The sequence below is a fragment of the Clostridium psychrophilum genome (genome assembly GCF_018861705.1).
Classification (GTDB): domain Bacteria; phylum Bacillota; class Clostridia; order Clostridiales; family Clostridiaceae; genus Clostridium_AD; species Clostridium_AD psychrophilum.
The window spans coordinates 1-17239 of record NZ_JAHLEC010000067.1 but is presented as its reverse complement, the minus strand read 5'-3'; the positions used below and the strand labels follow the sequence as shown (position 1 = coordinate 17239).

General features: G+C 29.3%; 17 protein-coding genes and 2 riboswitches. Of the genes, 14 read left to right on the top strand and 3 right to left on the bottom strand.

From position 1 onward, the window contains the following. The first annotated feature begins 666 nt into the window (after positions 1 to 666). The 12 genes from KPL38_RS13075 to KPL38_RS13020 all read left to right on the top strand — a co-directional run bounded on the left by KPL38_RS13075 (position 667) and on the right by KPL38_RS13020 (position 13339). Positions 667 to 1185 (top strand): hypothetical protein, encoded by a 519-nt coding sequence (locus tag KPL38_RS13075; RefSeq protein ID WP_216289578.1) that lies wholly within the window; start codon positions 667 to 669, stop codon positions 1183 to 1185. Between the two features lie 517 nt (positions 1186 to 1702). Next, entirely contained in the window at positions 1703 to 3391 is a 1689-nt protein-coding gene (locus tag KPL38_RS13070) for a GspE/PulE family protein (protein WP_216289577.1), read from the top strand. Between the two features lie 12 nt (positions 3392 to 3403). Beyond that, complete coding sequence (locus KPL38_RS13065; protein ID WP_216289576.1) at positions 3404 to 4612, top strand: type II secretion system F family protein; 1209 nt, start codon at positions 3404 to 3406, stop codon at positions 4610 to 4612. 148 nt (positions 4613 to 4760) lie between these two features. After that, a complete protein-coding gene (locus tag KPL38_RS13060) occupies positions 4761 to 5156 on the top strand; it encodes a prepilin-type N-terminal cleavage/methylation domain-containing protein (RefSeq protein WP_246577958.1) in 396 nt (131 codons plus the stop codon). 174 nt (positions 5157 to 5330) lie between these two features. Beyond that, a complete protein-coding gene (gene pilM, locus KPL38_RS13055) occupies positions 5331 to 6386 on the top strand; it encodes a pilus assembly protein PilM (protein ID WP_216289575.1) in 1056 nt (351 codons plus the stop codon). Positions 6387 to 6395: 9 nt separating this feature from the next. Then, the gene (locus tag KPL38_RS13050) at positions 6396 to 6953 is read left to right on the top strand and encodes a PilN domain-containing protein (protein ID WP_216289573.1); all 558 of its coding nucleotides are present in this window, start codon (positions 6396 to 6398) and stop codon (positions 6951 to 6953) included. Positions 6954 to 6955: 2 nt separating this feature from the next. After that, a complete protein-coding gene (locus KPL38_RS13045; protein WP_216289572.1) occupies positions 6956 to 8371 on the top strand; it encodes a hypothetical protein in 1416 nt (471 codons plus the stop codon). Between the two features lie 67 nt (positions 8372 to 8438). Then, positions 8439 to 9395, top strand: coding sequence for a PilX N-terminal domain-containing pilus assembly protein (locus KPL38_RS13040; protein ID WP_216289571.1), 957 nt, complete (start codon positions 8439 to 8441; stop codon positions 9393 to 9395). Positions 9396 to 9419: 24 nt separating this feature from the next. After that, positions 9420 to 9827 (top strand): type IV pilus modification PilV family protein, encoded by a 408-nt coding sequence (locus KPL38_RS13035; RefSeq protein ID WP_216289570.1) that lies wholly within the window; start codon positions 9420 to 9422, stop codon positions 9825 to 9827. 40 nt (positions 9828 to 9867) lie between these two features. Further along, entirely contained in the window at positions 9868 to 11304 is a 1437-nt protein-coding gene (locus tag KPL38_RS13030) for a PilW family protein (RefSeq protein WP_216289569.1), read from the top strand. 478 nt (positions 11305 to 11782) lie between these two features. Next, the gene (locus tag KPL38_RS13025) at positions 11783 to 12316 is read left to right on the top strand and encodes a DUF3267 domain-containing protein (RefSeq protein ID WP_216289568.1); all 534 of its coding nucleotides are present in this window, start codon (positions 11783 to 11785) and stop codon (positions 12314 to 12316) included. Positions 12317 to 12397: 81 nt separating this feature from the next. Beyond that, on the top strand, positions 12398 to 13339 hold the full coding sequence (locus tag KPL38_RS13020) for an SIR2 family protein (protein ID WP_216289567.1): 942 nt from the start codon (positions 12398 to 12400) through the stop codon (positions 13337 to 13339). A 127-nt stretch (positions 13340 to 13466) separates the two neighbouring features. Here KPL38_RS13020 and KPL38_RS13015 read toward each other — a convergent pair whose 3' ends face one another. The 3 genes from KPL38_RS13015 to KPL38_RS13005 all read right to left on the bottom strand — a co-directional run bounded on the left by KPL38_RS13015 (position 13467) and on the right by KPL38_RS13005 (position 14554). Next, positions 13467 to 13727 carry a hypothetical protein gene (locus KPL38_RS13015; RefSeq protein ID WP_216289566.1) on the bottom strand — a complete coding sequence of 87 codons (261 nt, stop codon included), beginning with the start codon at positions 13725 to 13727 and terminating at the stop codon, positions 13467 to 13469. A gap of 66 nt (positions 13728 to 13793) precedes the next feature. Continuing rightward, the gene (locus tag KPL38_RS13010; protein WP_216289565.1) at positions 13794 to 14165 is read right to left on the bottom strand and encodes an SHOCT-like domain-containing protein; all 372 of its coding nucleotides are present in this window, start codon (positions 14163 to 14165) and stop codon (positions 13794 to 13796) included. A 23-nt stretch (positions 14166 to 14188) separates the two neighbouring features. Continuing rightward, positions 14189 to 14554, bottom strand: coding sequence for a DUF2089 domain-containing protein (locus KPL38_RS13005; protein ID WP_216289563.1), 366 nt, complete (start codon positions 14552 to 14554; stop codon positions 14189 to 14191). Between the two features lie 243 nt (positions 14555 to 14797). Further along, positions 14798 to 14879, top strand: a riboswitch (cyclic di-GMP riboswitch). Positions 14880 to 14935: 56 nt separating this feature from the next. Further along, positions 14936 to 15019: riboswitch (cyclic di-GMP riboswitch) on the top strand. A gap of 74 nt (positions 15020 to 15093) precedes the next feature. Here KPL38_RS13005 and KPL38_RS13000 point away from each other — a divergent pair. Together KPL38_RS13000 and KPL38_RS12995 are read left to right on the top strand one after the other, a co-directional pair. Further along, complete coding sequence (locus KPL38_RS13000) at positions 15094 to 15759, top strand: sugar transferase (RefSeq protein ID WP_216289562.1); 666 nt, start codon at positions 15094 to 15096, stop codon at positions 15757 to 15759. Between the two features lie 34 nt (positions 15760 to 15793). Continuing rightward, positions 15794 to 17134 carry a nucleotide sugar dehydrogenase gene (locus tag KPL38_RS12995; RefSeq protein WP_216289561.1) on the top strand — a complete coding sequence of 447 codons (1341 nt, stop codon included), beginning with the start codon at positions 15794 to 15796 and terminating at the stop codon, positions 17132 to 17134. Positions 17135 to 17239: the final 105 nt, after the last annotated feature.

Sequence of the window (17239 nt, the reverse complement as noted above, 5' to 3'; positions counted from 1 at the left end):
TATTTTTGCAAAACATAGTAATCCTCCTCTACGTACTGATTTTGATATTATTATATCATAATTACTACGTTTGGAAGTAATTACAAGCTTTTTGTGGGATAATCATATTATTAACTATATGTTGTATTTGAGGTAACACTGTGTAAGCAGTTTTTAGATAATTTACACATAAGTATATAGTTATTGTGGATAAGATAAACATAATTAATAATATAATCTTATTAATTGATTTTGATTTTAACATTGTTATCCCTCCTTACTTTGTATTTATTTAAAAAGGGTTGAAACTTTATATAAAAAAAGGAGAGAATTTCATTTTTACTATTCACCATATCGACGCATGTGTCATTGTAATGCAAGTATGAAGTGGTTTTTTGTTTGATTTATTTTAATCCATAATGTATACCCTTTTAATGTTTTTTAGTATTAAATTCAGATGTACTATATATGGTATTATTAAGTAGGCATAAATGTGAGCATAAATATAAACGAACTTTTAGCGTTATATAAAAGAAATAACATAGTCATTGATGAGAATCAGTGTTTTGGCTATGTTATTTCTTTTTGCACAAATTTCTACATATATAAATATATTAATAAGATAGGTGAATATAATAATAAAGAATAACAATTTATTTGCATTATTTTAATATAGGAGGGGTTAGGTTGGGATTTATTGATGATTTAATAAATGTAACAATAGAATCTATAAGTAGGGCTGCAACAAGTGCCTTTAGCACTGCGGTAAAAGTAAATAATATTAAGACTGAACTTGAGGAAATAAAAATTGAAATAGACGTCTCATATAAACAAGTAGGCAAAATGTATGTAGAATTTATTTCAGAAGCTCAGGAGATGCCAGAGATTGATGTTAAGGATATAGTTAAACTTATAGAAAATAAAATAGAACTTGAGGCAGAATTACTTAAACTAGAAAATAAATTAAAGGATGAAGTAATATTACAAGAGAAAGAGAAATTTGAGGATGAATTTAAACGTCAAAAGGAAGCACTCGACGAAGCCAAGAAATTGGATGTTATAACAGAGGATGAATATAATTTAAAACTTCAAGAATATTCGAAGAAATTGGAGAATTTTCAAGCTATTCGTAATGTTAAAAAACAACATGAGCTTGGGATAATTAGTTACGAAGAGTTACAAACGAAGTTGCATGATTTGACATAAAGTTACTAGTTAGTATTAACCAATATAGTAATATTGGATACTAGTTACAAAAACACAATTTGAATTATGTTTTTATTGAAATTCAATTTATTATCTCTAAAATGCTACTATTTATAAAAAAAATGTATTAATTTGAAATAATTTGTTGAGAGTTACGAAGTGATTATTATCTAACTAAAAACCACTGTAGACCAGTGGCTTCCTAACTTTAAAAAAAATTATAAAATGTTAAAATATTATTGCATAGCACTAATTATTATTATATAATGTAAAATATAATGATTAATGAAAAATTTGGCAATTAGAAGGATATGCTTAGAAATGAAAAATACTGGTCCTTAAAATTAGTAAAGATTAGGAGAAATTCTTATCTAAATTAACAAAATAACTTAAGAATAATTAAAAGCAACTTTGAAAAAATAGTTTTAAAAAAATAAACGATACCTGAAAAATGCACATATAAATATTCAAAATACATAAGAGAAAACAATGTGTAGATAGTAAAGGGGCACAGATAATGAAGAGGATGGAAAGAAGAAGATTAGGAGATTTATTAGTTGAATCAAAAAAGATAACTCCAGAACAACTTAAGAAAGTACTTATAAAACAGCAAGGTGGAGGAAAAAGGCTAGGACAACTTCTTATTGAAGAGGGTACTTTAAGTGAAGAAGATATTTTAGAAGTTCTAGAGCAGCAATTAGGTACAAAAAGAGTACATTTAGATATGGTAGAAATCGAACAAAAAGTTGTTCAATTAATTCCAGAAATTATATCGAAAAAATATAACTTAGTTGCTTTTGGTATGGAAAACAATAAACTAAAGATTGCGATGTCTGATCCACTAAATATATTTGCAATAGATGATGCTAAAATTTCTTCAGGTTTTGATGTTAATGTATATATTGCATTAACAAAAGATATCAATAATACAATTGATAAATATTATACTAATCAAAATGCAAAAAAAGCAGCTGAAGATTTATCAAAGGATCAAGGAACAAATGAAAGTAAAGAAGTCGACAAAGAACAATTAGATGATATAAAAAGTGCACCAGCGGTTAGACTTGTTGATTCTACCATAAGTGATGCAATAAAGCTTAAAGCTAGTGATATTCACATAGAACCTTTTGAAAATCACATAAAAATAAGATTTAGAATAGATGGTACTTTAAAAGAAATATCAAGATACAAAAAAGATATATTCAGTGCATTTATAACTCGTATAAAAATACTTGCAGAATTGAATATTGCAGAAAAAAGAATTCCACAGGATGGTAGAATTTTAACAATTGTAGATGATAAGAAGGTAGACTTACGAGTATCAACTTTGCCAACAATACATGGTGAAAAAATTGTTATTAGAGTGCTTGATAGAGAAAACTTTTTAGTAGGTAAAGAGAAACTAGGCATGAATGAAGATGACTTAGATAAAGTACAAAGAATTCTTAAAAACCCATATGGGATTATTCTAGTTACAGGACCTACAGGTAGTGGAAAATCAACTACGCTTTATACATTATTAAGCGAACTTAATGATGATACTAAGAACATTATAACAGTTGAAGACCCCGTAGAATACGTAGTTGATGGAATAAATCAAGTAAACGTAAATGTAAAAGCAGGGTTAACTTTTGCATCAGGCTTAAGATCAATATTAAGACAAGATCCTGATGTTGTCATGATAGGTGAAATAAGGGACAATGAAACAGCAGAAATTGCTACCAGGGCATCTATAACAGGACATATAGTGCTAAGCACAATACACACGAATGATGCACCTTCAGCAATTATAAGACTTATAGATATGGGAATACAACCTTACCTAGTAGCGAGTGCTGTAACAGCAATTATATCGCAAAGACTAGTAAGAAAAATATGCCCAATGTGCTGCGAGACTTACGAAGCGACACAGCTCGATAAAGAAATCCTGGGTGCTAAGTCAGATGAAAAATTATTGCTTAAAAGAGGTACAGGCTGTGGGCATTGTAGCAACAGCGGATACTCAGGAAGAACAGGTGTATACGAAATAATAGAAGTAACCCGCTTGCATAGAGAGTACATCATGCGTAATGCTAGTGTAGATGAAATAAGAGACTTAAGTATAGAAAAAGGAATGATAACTTTAAAAACAGCTTGTATTGATCTAGTTTTAAAGGGAGTCACAACAGTTGAGGAACTGGTTAAAATAGCATTTTCTAAAGATTAAGGAGGTGAGTGAGTGCCTACATTTAAGTACAGTGTTATGAACCAACAAGGTAAAAAATTAGAAGGAAATTTTAAAGCTAATAGTAAAAATGAAGTTCTAGCTATGATAGAGGATAATAATTACTACCCTATAGAAATTAAAGAAACATTAGAACGTGAGCATCAAGATTTATTTGAATCATTTGAAAAAGTTAAAACAAAGGACTTATATATCTTCTGTAGACAGTTTTATACAATGATAAATGCAGGTGCTAACATTTCCAATGCGTTAAATGTTTTAAGAAAGGAAACACAGAATAAGAAAATGAGAAAAAGCTTGAATGAAATATATGAGGATGTTCAGAAGGGAGTCTCACTTTCAGAAGCACTTGGTAAGCATAAAGATGTGTTTCCTGAATTACTTATAAATATGATCAATACCGGGGAAGTCAGTGGTAATTTAGATATAATAATGAGCAGAATGGCTTCCCATTTTGAAAAAGAAAATAAAATAAATAACCAACTTAAAAGTGCTATGGTTTATCCAATGGTGCTTGTAGGGTTAGTAGTGGTAGTAGTGATCTTCATTTTAGCTTTTATAATGCCTACATTCACAGGAATGTTTGCAAGCTCGGGGGTAGCATTGCCAGCACCTACGAGAATAGTAATGGGCATTAGCACGTTTATATTAACTAAATGGTATGTTTTACTCGTAGTTATTGGTGGAGCGGTTTATGGCATGAAGTATTATGCTAGAACTCCAGTAGGTAGATTATCAATAGATAGATTAAAATTTAAATTACCAATAATTAAAGATGTTACAGAAAAAGTAATTGTATCTAGATTTACTAGAACTTTATCTACAGTACTGGCTAGTGGCGTATCCTTGGTACAATGTTTAGAAGTAGTTCAAAGGGTAGTTGGAAATAAAGTAGCTGAAAAAAGCTTAGAAGTAATTAGAGAAAAAGTACTAAAAGGTATATCTTTAGGTGAAGCAATAGGTGAAGAATCAATATTTCCAGTAATGCTGAACTCAATGGTTAAAATAGGTGAAGAATCTGGATCACTCGACGATATATTGGACAAGACAGCAAATTTTTATGATGAAGAACTAGAGACATCACTAAAAAAAATGACAACAATGATAGAGCCACTAATGATAGTAGTAATGGGAGTAGTTATAGGATTTATAGTAATTGCAATGATGATGCCAATATTTGATATGTCTAAGACAGTTCAATAATAGTTTGATTACAGCTCCACAGTAGATGATTAATATGATAAAACTACAAAACAAAATCATTAAAACAATAAATGTTATTTATATGTAGATTTTGCAGTTAAGTCATTATTATATATTTAAAATATCAATTTTCAAGGGGGAATTATTAATGGAAATAAATTTAATGAAAATGGATGTAATTAAGAAAAAGAAGAGGAAAGGTTTTACTTTAATTGAACTTATTGTTGTTATTGCGATAATTGGAATTTTGGCTGCAATCGCAATTCCAAAATTTGCAACTTATCAAGAAAATGCTAAAATAAGTGCAGATATTGCAAGTGGTAGGAGCATTGCAAATGCTGCGGCTATCAAATTAGCTCAAGGTGATAAAGTAGCAGATATATCAGATATATCTGCTACTGACCTTCAAGGTGGAGTTCCAGCACCAAAGGCTACAGGTTCAACTGCATTTACATTAACAGTTACGTCTGGGAGTGTTAATGTTTTAGCGGGAACAGGCAATGAAGTTTATCCAACTCACACTGGAATTTATGCTAATCACTAGCAAGCTCATTACCTTCGCTATGACCCCCGAGGGTCATGAACAAACTGTAAATGAAAGTATTCAAGGGTTCAAATAAAAACTTCCAGTTATAATTATAACCTAAGGGTAAATAATCATAACTGGAAGTTAATATTAAATAGTTCAACTAAATACACTAAAAAGAGGTGACTACTCATGTTTAACTCAAAAGTCTTATCCCTAGACATAGGTTCAAAAAACACAAAAATAGTTCTAGGAAGTCAAATTAAAAAAAATGTTATTATAGAAAAAGCTATCACTATGATTACTCCAGTAGGATGTTATAATGATGGAAATATTATAGACATAACTAAATTAAAAAGTGAAATTTCAGATGGTTTGGAAGCTGAAAATATAAAATGTAGAAATATTATAATTACCACAAAAAGTACAACGATTATAACTAGAGATATTGATATTCCCGTAGCTAAAAAGGAAGATATGGACGCCATAATTAAGTTCCAGATGGAAAGATATTTGCCAATAAAGTTTGGTGATTACATAATGCAATACACAATATTAGGAGAGTTTGAAGACGATGGTGTAAAAATGGCTAAGGTTACAGTAGTAGTGTATCCGAAAATTATGGCAGATGGATATTATAAATTAATAAAGGAATTAAAGGGTAATGCAGTAGCATTAGATATAAGTTCAAATAGTATTAATAAGTTATTCAATGAGAATATAAAAGTTAATGATGAAAATTTCAGTTTAGAAGATACTGTTGCGGTTATAGATTTAGGATATGATTTTATAAATGTAAATATTATTTCAGATGGGAAAGTGCAATTTACTAGAATTATTAATTATGGTGGCGCTAATATAGATATAGATATTGCTAAGGAATTATCTATATCAGAAGAAGCTGCAGAGGATCAAAAGATTAAAGGGTATAATTTTGAGAGAAAAACTTTAAGTGATAGTCAGAGTTCAATGGTAAACGATATTGCAAAAGAACAAGTGAAAAATTGGATTCAAGAAATAGAAAAACTGCTTAATTATTATAAAAATAAAGAACAAGGAAATAAAATAGATAAAATATATATATACGGAGGCAGTTCAAGTCTTAAAGGGATAGAAAGATTTATAAAGGATGCTATGAACTTACCTGTTACTCAAATACAGAGTTTAAGCAATGTAAACTGTTCTAAAATAGACGTGGAATTAAGCCAATATTTAAATGCTATTGGAGCGATAATAAGACTAAGGTAGGTGAAACTTATGAGTGATTTTAACTTTTTTGATCCTTATACAGGAGGTAGAAAAGATTTCAAAAAAAAATATTTATATGCAAGTACTTTATCTATAGGTTTGGTCTTATTTATGATTTCTGCATATGTAGTTAATTATTTTAATATAAGCGAGTTAAATTCTGAAATTAAGTACACAAAGCAAAATTTAAATTCAAAAGAGAATATTGTTGACTTAAAAGAAGCAGAAAATGAAGATAAAAAGTTAGTCATAATGAATAAGTACTATGGTATAGTGTCAAATATTAGTGATGGACTAAAAAGTAATGATTTTGTAGGTAGTAAAGCTATAAATAAAATAAATTCATGTGTTCCTAGTGGTGTGTATTTTAAAGTAATGAATTTGAATGCAAGTGGAGTACAACTACAAGCTGAAGCAAAAGATAGAGAATCTGTAGCTGTATTTGAGCGTAGTTTAATAAAGTTAGATAATATAAAAGAAGTTAATATTACAACCATAAATTCTCCAGCTACAGAAAATGCAAACCTAACTTTTACTCTTAATTGTATTCTAAAGGAAGTTGATTAATTATGAAAGTAACTAAAAGGGAACAAATGTTAATAGGAGCTTTGTTATTAGTTTTATTAGGATATTGTTTTTATCAATTTATTTACATAAAACAAATTCAACAGATAATTGACTTAAAAGCTAGTAGAGAAACATATTCTCAAAAATGGTCGCAAGCTAGAGTGAAAATCACATCAAAGGATAGTAAAATTGAACAAGCTAAAGTTTTAAATACTAATATCCTTAGCAAAACCGATATGTTGTTTCCATCAATTAAGCAGGAAGAAATTATAGTTATTTTAAATAAAATGATTAAGGACAGTAAAATTCAATCAGATGTATTAGCATTTTCAGAAGTAAGTAGTGATAACACAACGACCGTAGATTCGAGTAAAACTGCAAATAATGTAGCTAGTACTACAAGTGATACCAATAAATTAGACGAGTTAGTTAGCAACTTTAATGGTACACCTATAAAAAATTCTACTAGTGGAACAATGAACACTAGCAATTCTAGTACAAGCACAAGCACAAATACCAATACCAATACAGGTACAACTACTAATGCTAGTAGTACCAGTCCGGCAACAGTTAACCCAAAGCTTACTGGTACATACAAAATGGAAGTTACACTTGACTTTAAAGGTACGTACGATGAACTTATAAAATTTATACAACAAGCAGAAAGTTATAATAAAAAGATAGTTATTAATAATATAAACTTAACTGGAGCTCTAGGTAGTAATGTAACAGGAACCCTTATATTAGATTTTTATGGCGTTCCCAAACTTAATAACAGTGATGATTTTAAGTGGAATTATAAAGCACCCAGTGGTAATAAAAATCCTTATGTTGGATCATCTTCCTCAATACCGGTTATTACTCCAACAGTAACAAATAATGTTGCAAACACAGCTACTAACAGTACAAGCTTGTTAACAAACAATGCAAGCATGGCAACAAACAACACAAGCACAGCAACTAAAAGTGTAAATACAGTGGCAAAAGCTGAGGTTAAAAGTGACTTTATTCTGAATGCAAAACCTAAAACGACTAATAATTTGCATACTATAACTATTGAAAAGGCAAAAGAAGAGTCAATGAAATCATATATTTATTCAAATAATACTGGAATAGATTTAGTAGAGTTTTATTTCACAAAAATTGAATCTAAGTACTATTATAAATATAAAATAAGTATGAGATCATATCCTAAAAACTTTAACAATTATATTGAATTTGTACCTAATGGAGGAAATATAGTTCTAAATATGGTTTCTCAAATAAGAGGAACAAGTTCAGATTTATCAGGAGCGAATATTAGGATTACAAATGAAACTGATAAAAGTGTTGTTGTGAATATTTTAGGTGATGATAAGAGTAAACCTAGGGTTAGTATACTAAAAGAAAAAGGCGATATCTCGGTTGTTAGAAAATAAACTTATTATAATGATAAGTGAATAGAAATATTTATTGGCTAATTTGTTTTGAAAGGAGATATAGGCTATGGTATCTAAAAAAAACAAGGGATCTGCCCTGATTGTTGTTATTATGGTTATGGCTGTTATGACAATACTTGGCGCAGCCATATTAAATATTAGCCTTTCACAAACAATGCAAGCATCAAATGAAGATAAAAGAATACAAGCACATTACCTTGCGCGCTCAGGTGCAGAGGCTACTGTAAGTGCATGGGAAGTTCCTCGAAATGTTATTAAACCAAGTGGAAGTTGCAAAACAGTATATTTAGACAGTTCTAATCAGTTTATATTTGTAGATACGCCTCCTACAAATATAATTGGAAAGTTTGATGTTATAGTAACACCACCTGTTAACCAAGGTGATGATACAGTAGTTACATCAGTTGGAACTGTTGGAAATGTCAAACAAACAGTCAAAGCAACAATAAAAACAATAACTACCACAGTTCCTATTTCACCTCAAGGTTCAATTGCTGGGGAAACTCTAGGTTGGTATAGTTATAATAGTGGACAAATAAATACTGGTGTTAATACGTCAGGAAAAGGAAAAGTTGTAACGCTTAAAGCTAAAAATGGTCTGAAAATTCCCAATAAGAATTCGCCAGTTGCAACTTTTGAGGCTGATCAAATGCAATTTATGAGTCCAATTCAGGTATTTCATAATGGGATAATATTGAGTGCTAAGTTAATAGATTTTTCTAATAATTATAATAGCAATGGAACTTTTGTATTAAAGGTTTTAGATGATGGCTTTAAGCCAAATGGATCACATTTTACTGGAGCAGTTGGCGTGGTATTTTTTCAAGATGTTGGTTATTATTTTAAAAACGTAGTTGGTGGTATAACATTAAATGATTCATCTGACATACAAAGTCAGGTGACAGCCAATAATTTCGAAAAAATAATTGATCTTAATTTTAAAAACCCATTTTCATCTACAACCACTCAAACAATTAAATCTTATTCAGTTACTTGGAACTAGCCAGTAATAAAAGAGGAGGATAACATGACTAAGAATATAAATAACAATAACCCTAAAAAAGGTTTTACATTAATAGAAGTTATTCTGTCTATAGCTATACTGGGAATTATTAGTACAACTTTTATGACAATGTTCGCAAGTGGTATAGTTGGTATATCTAATTCAGGTAAAAAGAGTGTTTTTAATTATATTGCACAAGATAGGCTAGAAAGTAATATTAATGATTCGACTAATTTAGAAGGTAACATTACGGATTTGGAAATTTTATCTATTAGTAAAGGTAAAGTAAATGTAGAAACTTCAACTAAAAGTATTAGTTTGAAATTTCCGAATAACCCTAATTCATACATTGTAAATGGACGCAAGATTGATGTAACTTATTTACAGTATGGTAGTGTATTTAAGAGATTAACGACATTTACAAGCAATTAACAAAAGGTCTTTTATTGTACCTAAAGAGAGGTGGGTCTAATTGAGTAATAACAATAAAAAATTAGTGTTTAAAGGCGGATTTACACTTGTTGAATTAATTATTACTATAGGAATAATGGGAATTGTCTTAACAATGGCTTATTGTATGGGAGACTATGGAAACAAATCATTTAATAATGGGTCTGCAAAATCAGATATACAATCAAATACCAGGCTTGCAGCTAATTATATAACAAAAGAACTTAGATATAGTAGTAATGCAGAGATATTAACGGCTTTACCAACCACTCTAGATTCAACTAAAAAATATATTTATGTTGATAATGAAATACTTAAACAATATTATAATGGTCATATAACAAATATAGTAGGAGATAATGCAAATAACATTAAAACTACTTTGCAATTTCAAATCCAAGATTCAGGAACAGTAGATTTTAGTATTCAGGAAAATTTAAAAAATCAGAACTTCAAATTAAACTCAACAATATTATTATTGAATATAGGTAATAATATTTTGGCTAACAATACTGGACCAGTAATTTCGTATACAAATGAACCAAGCATTAGTAATATAACTACTACAACACCATATAATGATTTAGTGAATGTATTTGAAAAGAATGTAATTAATATAATTGGAGATTCTACTACTCCCTTTGATATGAATACAGTCTTAAATGCCAGTAATGATAGCAGGCATGGTATATTAATACAAGCTCAATCTGTAAGTGGTTTTAAAAGTGGAACCAATATTAATTGTAAATTAGCAATAGGAGCAAGTACTATAAGTGGAGTTTCATCAAACGCAGGGGATGTTGTATTAGACGTATCAACTATTAATAGTCTTGGAACTATTAATGGATCTGCTTATTTTCCCTCAAATCTAATAAGTAACTATAGTGCTAATAACTATAATAATAATAATTACAAAGTTATTACAACATATCCTCAAGACGGCTTTTGGATTAGTCTATTTGCAAATACAGGGGATAGTCATATAAAGACATTCGCTTTAAGAACTCTAAAGCCTAATATAAACTTTGCGAGTACATCTATTAATCCTAATCAGAGTTTAAATTCAAAAATTCATTACTTTGATGGAAATCATCCACAAGTAGTTAATAAAACTACATACAATAATGTTATTTACTTAAATAAACTTCCTGATTCGACGGGAAGCTTTTCGGCTGGAAGCACTACAAATAGTAATAACTATGAATACATTATTTGCCATGGAGACTTAAACATAATAGGGGATAAAAACACCTATCAAAACTTTAATTTCAAGGGACTTATATATTGTGACGGTAATGTGAATGTATCTAGTGTCAGTAGTGCATTTGTTCTGAATGGAATAATAATCTCCAAGGGAATTACCAACAATAACGTGGGGAAATGGGATAGTATAACATTTGATAATAATAGTGGAAACCTTTCTGATATTAATACGATTTTAAATAATACAACACAATGATAAGTAACTATTAACGGATTAGCTCCGCTACATACAATTATTGAAATTTAAGCAAGTGGGAAGCAAACTTCCCACAAGGGTGACTGTCACTTGTCGAAAGGTGTAAATTTATTTCGGTAGTTTTTTCGTTTTTAGAGTATATTTTTACGATAATAGAAACAAGCCATCAACATCCAAGTGTACTGTGGCACGTTGAAAAATGAAACAAAATATTAATTTAAAATAAACAATTCAAAGGTGTTTTTTATATTGCTACTGTGAATATAAAAAATGTTGTTGTCTATAATTAAAATAAAACTAAAAAAGCATTTAGGAAGGGAATTATAGATGACTCGAAAAAATAGAGAATGGTGCGAAGCTGGAAGATCTGATGCGAATTAAGTAGATGAAAAGTTGAGCTGAAAAGTTGAATACTAATATAAAAAAATTAGTTTAACAACCCAAAGACATGTCAATACTTCTAACAGAGGTGATGGACATGTCTTTTAAAATTACGTGGAAAACACATGTAATATGTACGTTAATAGCTTTTGCAATTGCGCAGATTATGGGGAGTAACGCAAGCGACATAGTAGAAAACTTTATTATTACGAAATCTTTCATTTTATATCCAACTAAAAACTTAATAGTTAATTTCTATGTTTACGTGTTACTTCTTATGATTCCAATATCAATTGTTCATGAGGGTATACATGGTCTTGTATATAAATTTTTTGGTGGAAAAGTTAAGTATGGATTTAAGGGGATTTATGCGTATACTCAAGAAATATCTGGAATGCCTATAGAACGCACAAAATTTCTGATTATTCTTTTATCACCGCTAGCAGTAATATCTATATTAACTTTATTTTTACCTTTGTGGTTAGGTGGTATGACATTTTTCCTTAATTTGTTAGGTGCTTCAGGTGATCTGTATATGGCTTTAAAACTTATTAAATATGACTCTAACAGTAAAATAGTTGATAGAATATATGGATTTGATGTTGTACAGGAAAGCAATGGATTTATATAGAAATTTAGTGATATACAAATATATAGGAATATGTACACATAAGCTATAACTGTAGTATTAACTTGAAGGGGTTATGTGTATATGAAAAAATATAAGAAGGTTATTGTTCTTGGAGCAGGGTTTTCAAAAGCATTATGTAGTTCAATGCCAGTAATTAAAGAATTATTTGAAAATACAGAGGAAAATAGTATGTTAAATAGTTTTGTAAAAAGGGCCAAAGAAAAGTTAAATGATTATTTTGATGTAGAAAATTGTGTTAGTTATATATTATCGAGGGAAATATTTTTTACTGACAAAGAAGATATAGAATTTTACACTTTGAGAAAAGAAATATTAAAACATATTTATAATGAAATGAAAAGCTGTGAACCTGATGCAGATAAATTGGATACTATGGGTAAATTTTTATGCTATTGTGACGAAGAAAACATATTACTTGTTACGTTTAATTATGATTTATTTATTGAAAAAATATGTAAAAGAATAAATGGATGTGGTAATTTTGCAGTAAAGTACGGTATAAAATTAAATCAAGATCCATATCAAGAAGGCACAAAAATTGATGGTGGAGATTTGGGTGATAAAAACATAGAGCTACTTAAGCTTCATGGTTCTTTTAATTGGTTTAGTATGAGCAAATCTGATAATGCTGATATTGATGATATTATATCAGTAGAACAAGATGGTATTAATGAGATTTTTATTGATGATGTGCCATTTTATGTTCCGATGTCTAATACTAAATATAAATATTTTGCAGGTAATTTTTATAAACTTTTATGGAAGAAGATGAAATATTATTTAGATAATGCTGAAGTAGTAGATTTTATAGGGTATGGATTTCCTAAAACTGATTTTGATAATTTGATGTTATTCAGTTCTTATAAAGAAAAAGTAAAAAATATAGTAATATATAAATCATTAGAAGATAAACAAACTAAAAAAAGGCTAGAGAAAATTTTTAGTAGTGCTCAGGTGCATACAGATGGAACAATTAATTATATTGAAAGAATAATAAAATAAGACTTAATGACTTAATTTATTAGAATGAATTATATTAATGAGTACAGTGAAATAAAGGTTATGCACTCATTAATGGATACAGTTGCTTAAATTACAAAATATGCAAGTAAATAGTCCGTTCTAATATTTATACAATTATTGTTATAGCTGTTCCATCTTCAGTTTTTACATCTACAAGAGTTAATCCTTTATAATCTTTTAATACATCAATGTTTTTTTTAAGTTCTTTAAAGTTAACAGATTCAATATATTGTAGTTTCTCCTTGGGAATAGATTTTTGTGAAATTGATATTCCAAAACTGCAAAATCCAATAGTTGCTTTCACAAGTCCTATTGGTGCTGGTATTATAAAACGTGGACCATGTTTAATCTTTATATATATCCTCAACTCTCACCCTTCCTCTCATTAATATATAGGGAAGCTGAAATATTTTTGTCATTCAATTAAAAATAGTTATTCTATATAAACTTCAACTATGTCTCCATTACCACTTTTAACATCTACTATTTTACCCTCAAGTCCTGAGTCGATAGCCTCCATAATCATTTTTATATCTATTCCATTTTCATCTGAAATACCTGGTATTTTAATGTTATTTACAGCATTGCCTATAGCTTTCAAAAATTTAATCGGAATGTTCACATTTACAGTGTCTTTTGTAGCTGATAACACTCTGATTTTTAGCATCTTGTCTAGATTCTTTGATAAAACTATTGGCTCTTCATTAGAAGATTTGTTAAGAGCGTCAATAAGTTCACTGGCTTTGTCTACATCTATTTTTCCCTCTTCAACCATTTTTAAAATTCTTTTAACTTCTTCTTTCATTTTATAATCCATCCTTTCGAGGTTTAATTATTTTTTATCATATTTACAGCTTGCTCCGCTGATATTTCACCTTTTTCAAGTTTATCAATTATTTCTTTATTATTTGTAGTATCTTTTTTTACCTCAGTATAACCAAGAGCGGAAACAACATCATCAAGTTTTGCCCTCACAGTTGGATAGGATATACCTAGTTCCTTTTCGACATCTTTAATGTTTCCTCTACACTTTAAAAATACTTCCATAAAATTAAGGTGTTCTTCTCCTAAAAATTCAAACTTTGAAAACTCAAATTCATTTTCAATGATAGTACCACATTTATTGCATCTAAGTTTCATAATCTTTAGTTTTGAATTGCAAATAGGACATCTGCTTATAACTTTATAACCCATGTTTAATCTCTCCTTTTATATATTCTTATTATAATATCATATTATAAATAAATCAATAGTAATATTAAATAAATTAATTTGTATGGTGATTTTTATTAAATTAATTAAAACATACATTAATTATTTTAAACTTCATTTTTTATTAGTTAATATAATTATCATCTTTTCAATTGAAAAATCATTAGGTGGAAGCATATTGTAACAAGTATTGATTATTAACATAGGATACTGGTATAAGACAATTAAATACTTGGAAGCAATGAAACATATTCTGTATTGGTCACTTTGAATATGTGGAGCTAGTAGTGAACCCACTCCTTTTATAGAGAAATCTATTTTAATGGAGTTTTTTGTTTTTCAGTGATAATAATATGATCTTATTGCAAGTGGGAAGTTTATGATGTGTACTCTGATTTGGTCACCGTTGAGTACACGGAGACAATGGTGAAACCGGCCCAATCTAATTTATTAGATTGGGCTTTTACTTTTATAAATCGATTTTATAAAAGTATATTCATATTAAAAAAGGGGGCATATTTATGGAGAATATTGAAACTTCAATTGATATAAAATATTTAATTAAAAAGGAAAAATCGAAATTTATATATAGATTTATAAAGAGGTGTTTGGATCTAATAGGTTCTATAGGTGCACTGCTTGTGCTTTCACCTCTTTTTTTAGCAATTGGTATTTTGGTTAGATTAGATTCTAAAGGAAATATATTCTTTGCACATGATCGGTTAGGCAAGGATGGAGAGATAATAAAGGTTTATAAATTTAGAACCATGCTTACTAACGCACAGCAAATACTAGATGAAATGCCCGATGACATGAAAAGAGAATTTGAAAAGAACTTTAAATTCGTTAATGATTCCAGAATAACAAAGCTTGGTAAATTTCTGAGAGAATCAAGTTTGGATGAACTTCCACAGTTAGTAAATATTATGAAAGGAAATATGAGTATTGTTGGACCAAGACCCATAGTTTCAAAGGAAATTATTAAATATGGTAAATGCTGGGACAGGCTATTATCTATTAAACCTGGACTTACAGGAAATTGGCAAGTTAGTGGTAGGAGTGATACTACCTATGAGGATAGAGTCAAATTTGATATGGATTATATAGATAAAAGAAGTTTTTGGACAGATATGGTAATTATCTTAAAAACATTTGGAGTTGTAATTAAAAGAGTAGGAGCTAAATAGTAGAATTTTAGTTTGAAAACGGGGAGGTAGAATTATGATTAGTAGAATATTAAAAATAAAAGGTTTAAGTAAAACTCCAAATGAACTAAATAAAAAAGTATGCATATTTGGCCAAGGGTTTGTGGGTTTACCATTAGCTTTAAGTTTTGCACTAAGAGGTTGTGATGTAATAGGCGTAGATGTGGATGATGTACTTGTTGCAAATACAAATAAGGGTATAACTCATCATACAGAAAGATTTCATGGCTTAACTATACAAAAAATATTACAAATGCAACTAGAAGAAGGAAGATACATTGCTACGACGGATGCCGCAAGAGTAGTCAGTGAGTGTAACAATATCATAGTAACTGTAGGAATACCTATTATAAATGGAAATTTCATAATGGATTATTTAGAAGAGTGCTCTAGAGTAATAGGTAAAAATTTAAAGAAAAATGATTTAGTTGTAATAAGAAGTACCGTAATACCGGGAACTACAGATCAGTTTATATTACCTATTCTTGAAGAAGAATCAGGCCTTAAAGCAGGTATAGATTTTTATCTTGCATATGTTTCAGAAAGAATTGCAGAGGGTAGTGCGTTTAGTGAGTTTGAAAATATGCCTACAGTAGTTGGAGCAATTAATAATGAAAGTTTAACGCGTGCTATAGACCTTATAGGAGTAGTTTGCAAAGCTAAAATAATTACAGCAAGTAGCATGAGTGAAGTTGAAACTTCAAAAGTATTTGAAAATATTCAAAGAGACGTTAATATAGCTATGTCACAGGAATTTGCTAGATTTACAGAAGCGCTAGGTATAGATATATTTGAAGTTATTAAGTTAGCCAATACTCATAAAAGAGTAAGTCTATTAATGCCAGGAGCAGGGGTAGGGGGATACTGTATTCCAAATGCTTATTACTATCTAGAGCCCAAAGCTAAAGAATTAGGGTTAAAGATGGACCTTCTAAAACTTGCTAGAGAGAAGAACGCATTTATTCCGGAGTTTATAGTTAATAAAACAGAAGAACTGCTAAACCAAGTGGGAAAGGAACTTAAAGGATCAAAAGTAGCTGTTTTAGGACTTGCAATGAAGAACTTTTCTAATGATGATAGGATTAGTCCGGCTGTAGATATATGTAAAATATTAATAAAGAAAGGAGTAATTGTTAGTGCATTTGATCCAATGGTAACAACGCAGTATGAATTTAAGGCTAAAACTCAAGATGAAGCATTAGATGGAGCCGATGCTGTTTTAGTTTTAACAAAACAGCAAGAGATACATTTTGATGATGTTATGCATATAGTGGAAGTAATGAATGAAAATCCTATATGTGTGGATGCAAAAGCATCAATAAATAGAAAAGAAGCCTTAAAATATGGACTTATGTGATAGTGTTAACTAACTTATGAAAAAACAATAATGGAAATATTAGGATTTAGAATGTGGGTTGAAAAGTGAAAATGTATCCTGAAGAAATTTAATGTTGCTTTATTT

Bases quoted from the DNA above. Each gene is read 5' to 3' on its own strand.
- KPL38_RS13060 (WP_246577958.1), top strand. From the start codon at position 4,761: ATGGAAATAAATTTAATGAAAATGGATGTAATTAAGAAAAAGAAGAGG.
- KPL38_RS13070 (WP_216289577.1), top strand. From the start codon at position 1,703: ATGAAGAGGATGGAAAGAAGAAGATTAGGAGATTTATTAGTTGAATCA.
- KPL38_RS13020 (WP_216289567.1), top strand. From the start codon at position 12,398: ATGAAAAAATATAAGAAGGTTATTGTTCTTGGAGCAGGGTTTTCAAAA.
- KPL38_RS13040 (WP_216289571.1), top strand. From the start codon at position 8,439: ATGGTATCTAAAAAAAACAAGGGATCTGCCCTGATTGTTGTTATTATG.
- KPL38_RS13005 (WP_216289563.1), bottom strand. From the start codon at position 14,554: ATGGGTTATAAAGTTATAAGCAGATGTCCTATTTGCAATTCAAAACTA.
- KPL38_RS12995 (WP_216289561.1), top strand. From the start codon at position 15,794: ATGATTAGTAGAATATTAAAAATAAAAGGTTTAAGTAAAACTCCAAAT.
- KPL38_RS13045 (WP_216289572.1), top strand. From the start codon at position 6,956: ATGAAAGTAACTAAAAGGGAACAAATGTTAATAGGAGCTTTGTTATTA.
- KPL38_RS13050 (WP_216289573.1), top strand. From the start codon at position 6,396: ATGAGTGATTTTAACTTTTTTGATCCTTATACAGGAGGTAGAAAAGAT.
- KPL38_RS13000 (WP_216289562.1), top strand. From the start codon at position 15,094: ATGGAGAATATTGAAACTTCAATTGATATAAAATATTTAATTAAAAAG.
- KPL38_RS13035 (WP_216289570.1), top strand. From the start codon at position 9,420: ATGACTAAGAATATAAATAACAATAACCCTAAAAAAGGTTTTACATTA.
- pilM (WP_216289575.1), top strand. From the start codon at position 5,331: ATGTTTAACTCAAAAGTCTTATCCCTAGACATAGGTTCAAAAAACACA.
- KPL38_RS13010 (WP_216289565.1), bottom strand. From the start codon at position 14,165: ATGAAAGAAGAAGTTAAAAGAATTTTAAAAATGGTTGAAGAGGGAAAA.
- KPL38_RS13025 (WP_216289568.1), top strand. From the start codon at position 11,783: ATGTCTTTTAAAATTACGTGGAAAACACATGTAATATGTACGTTAATA.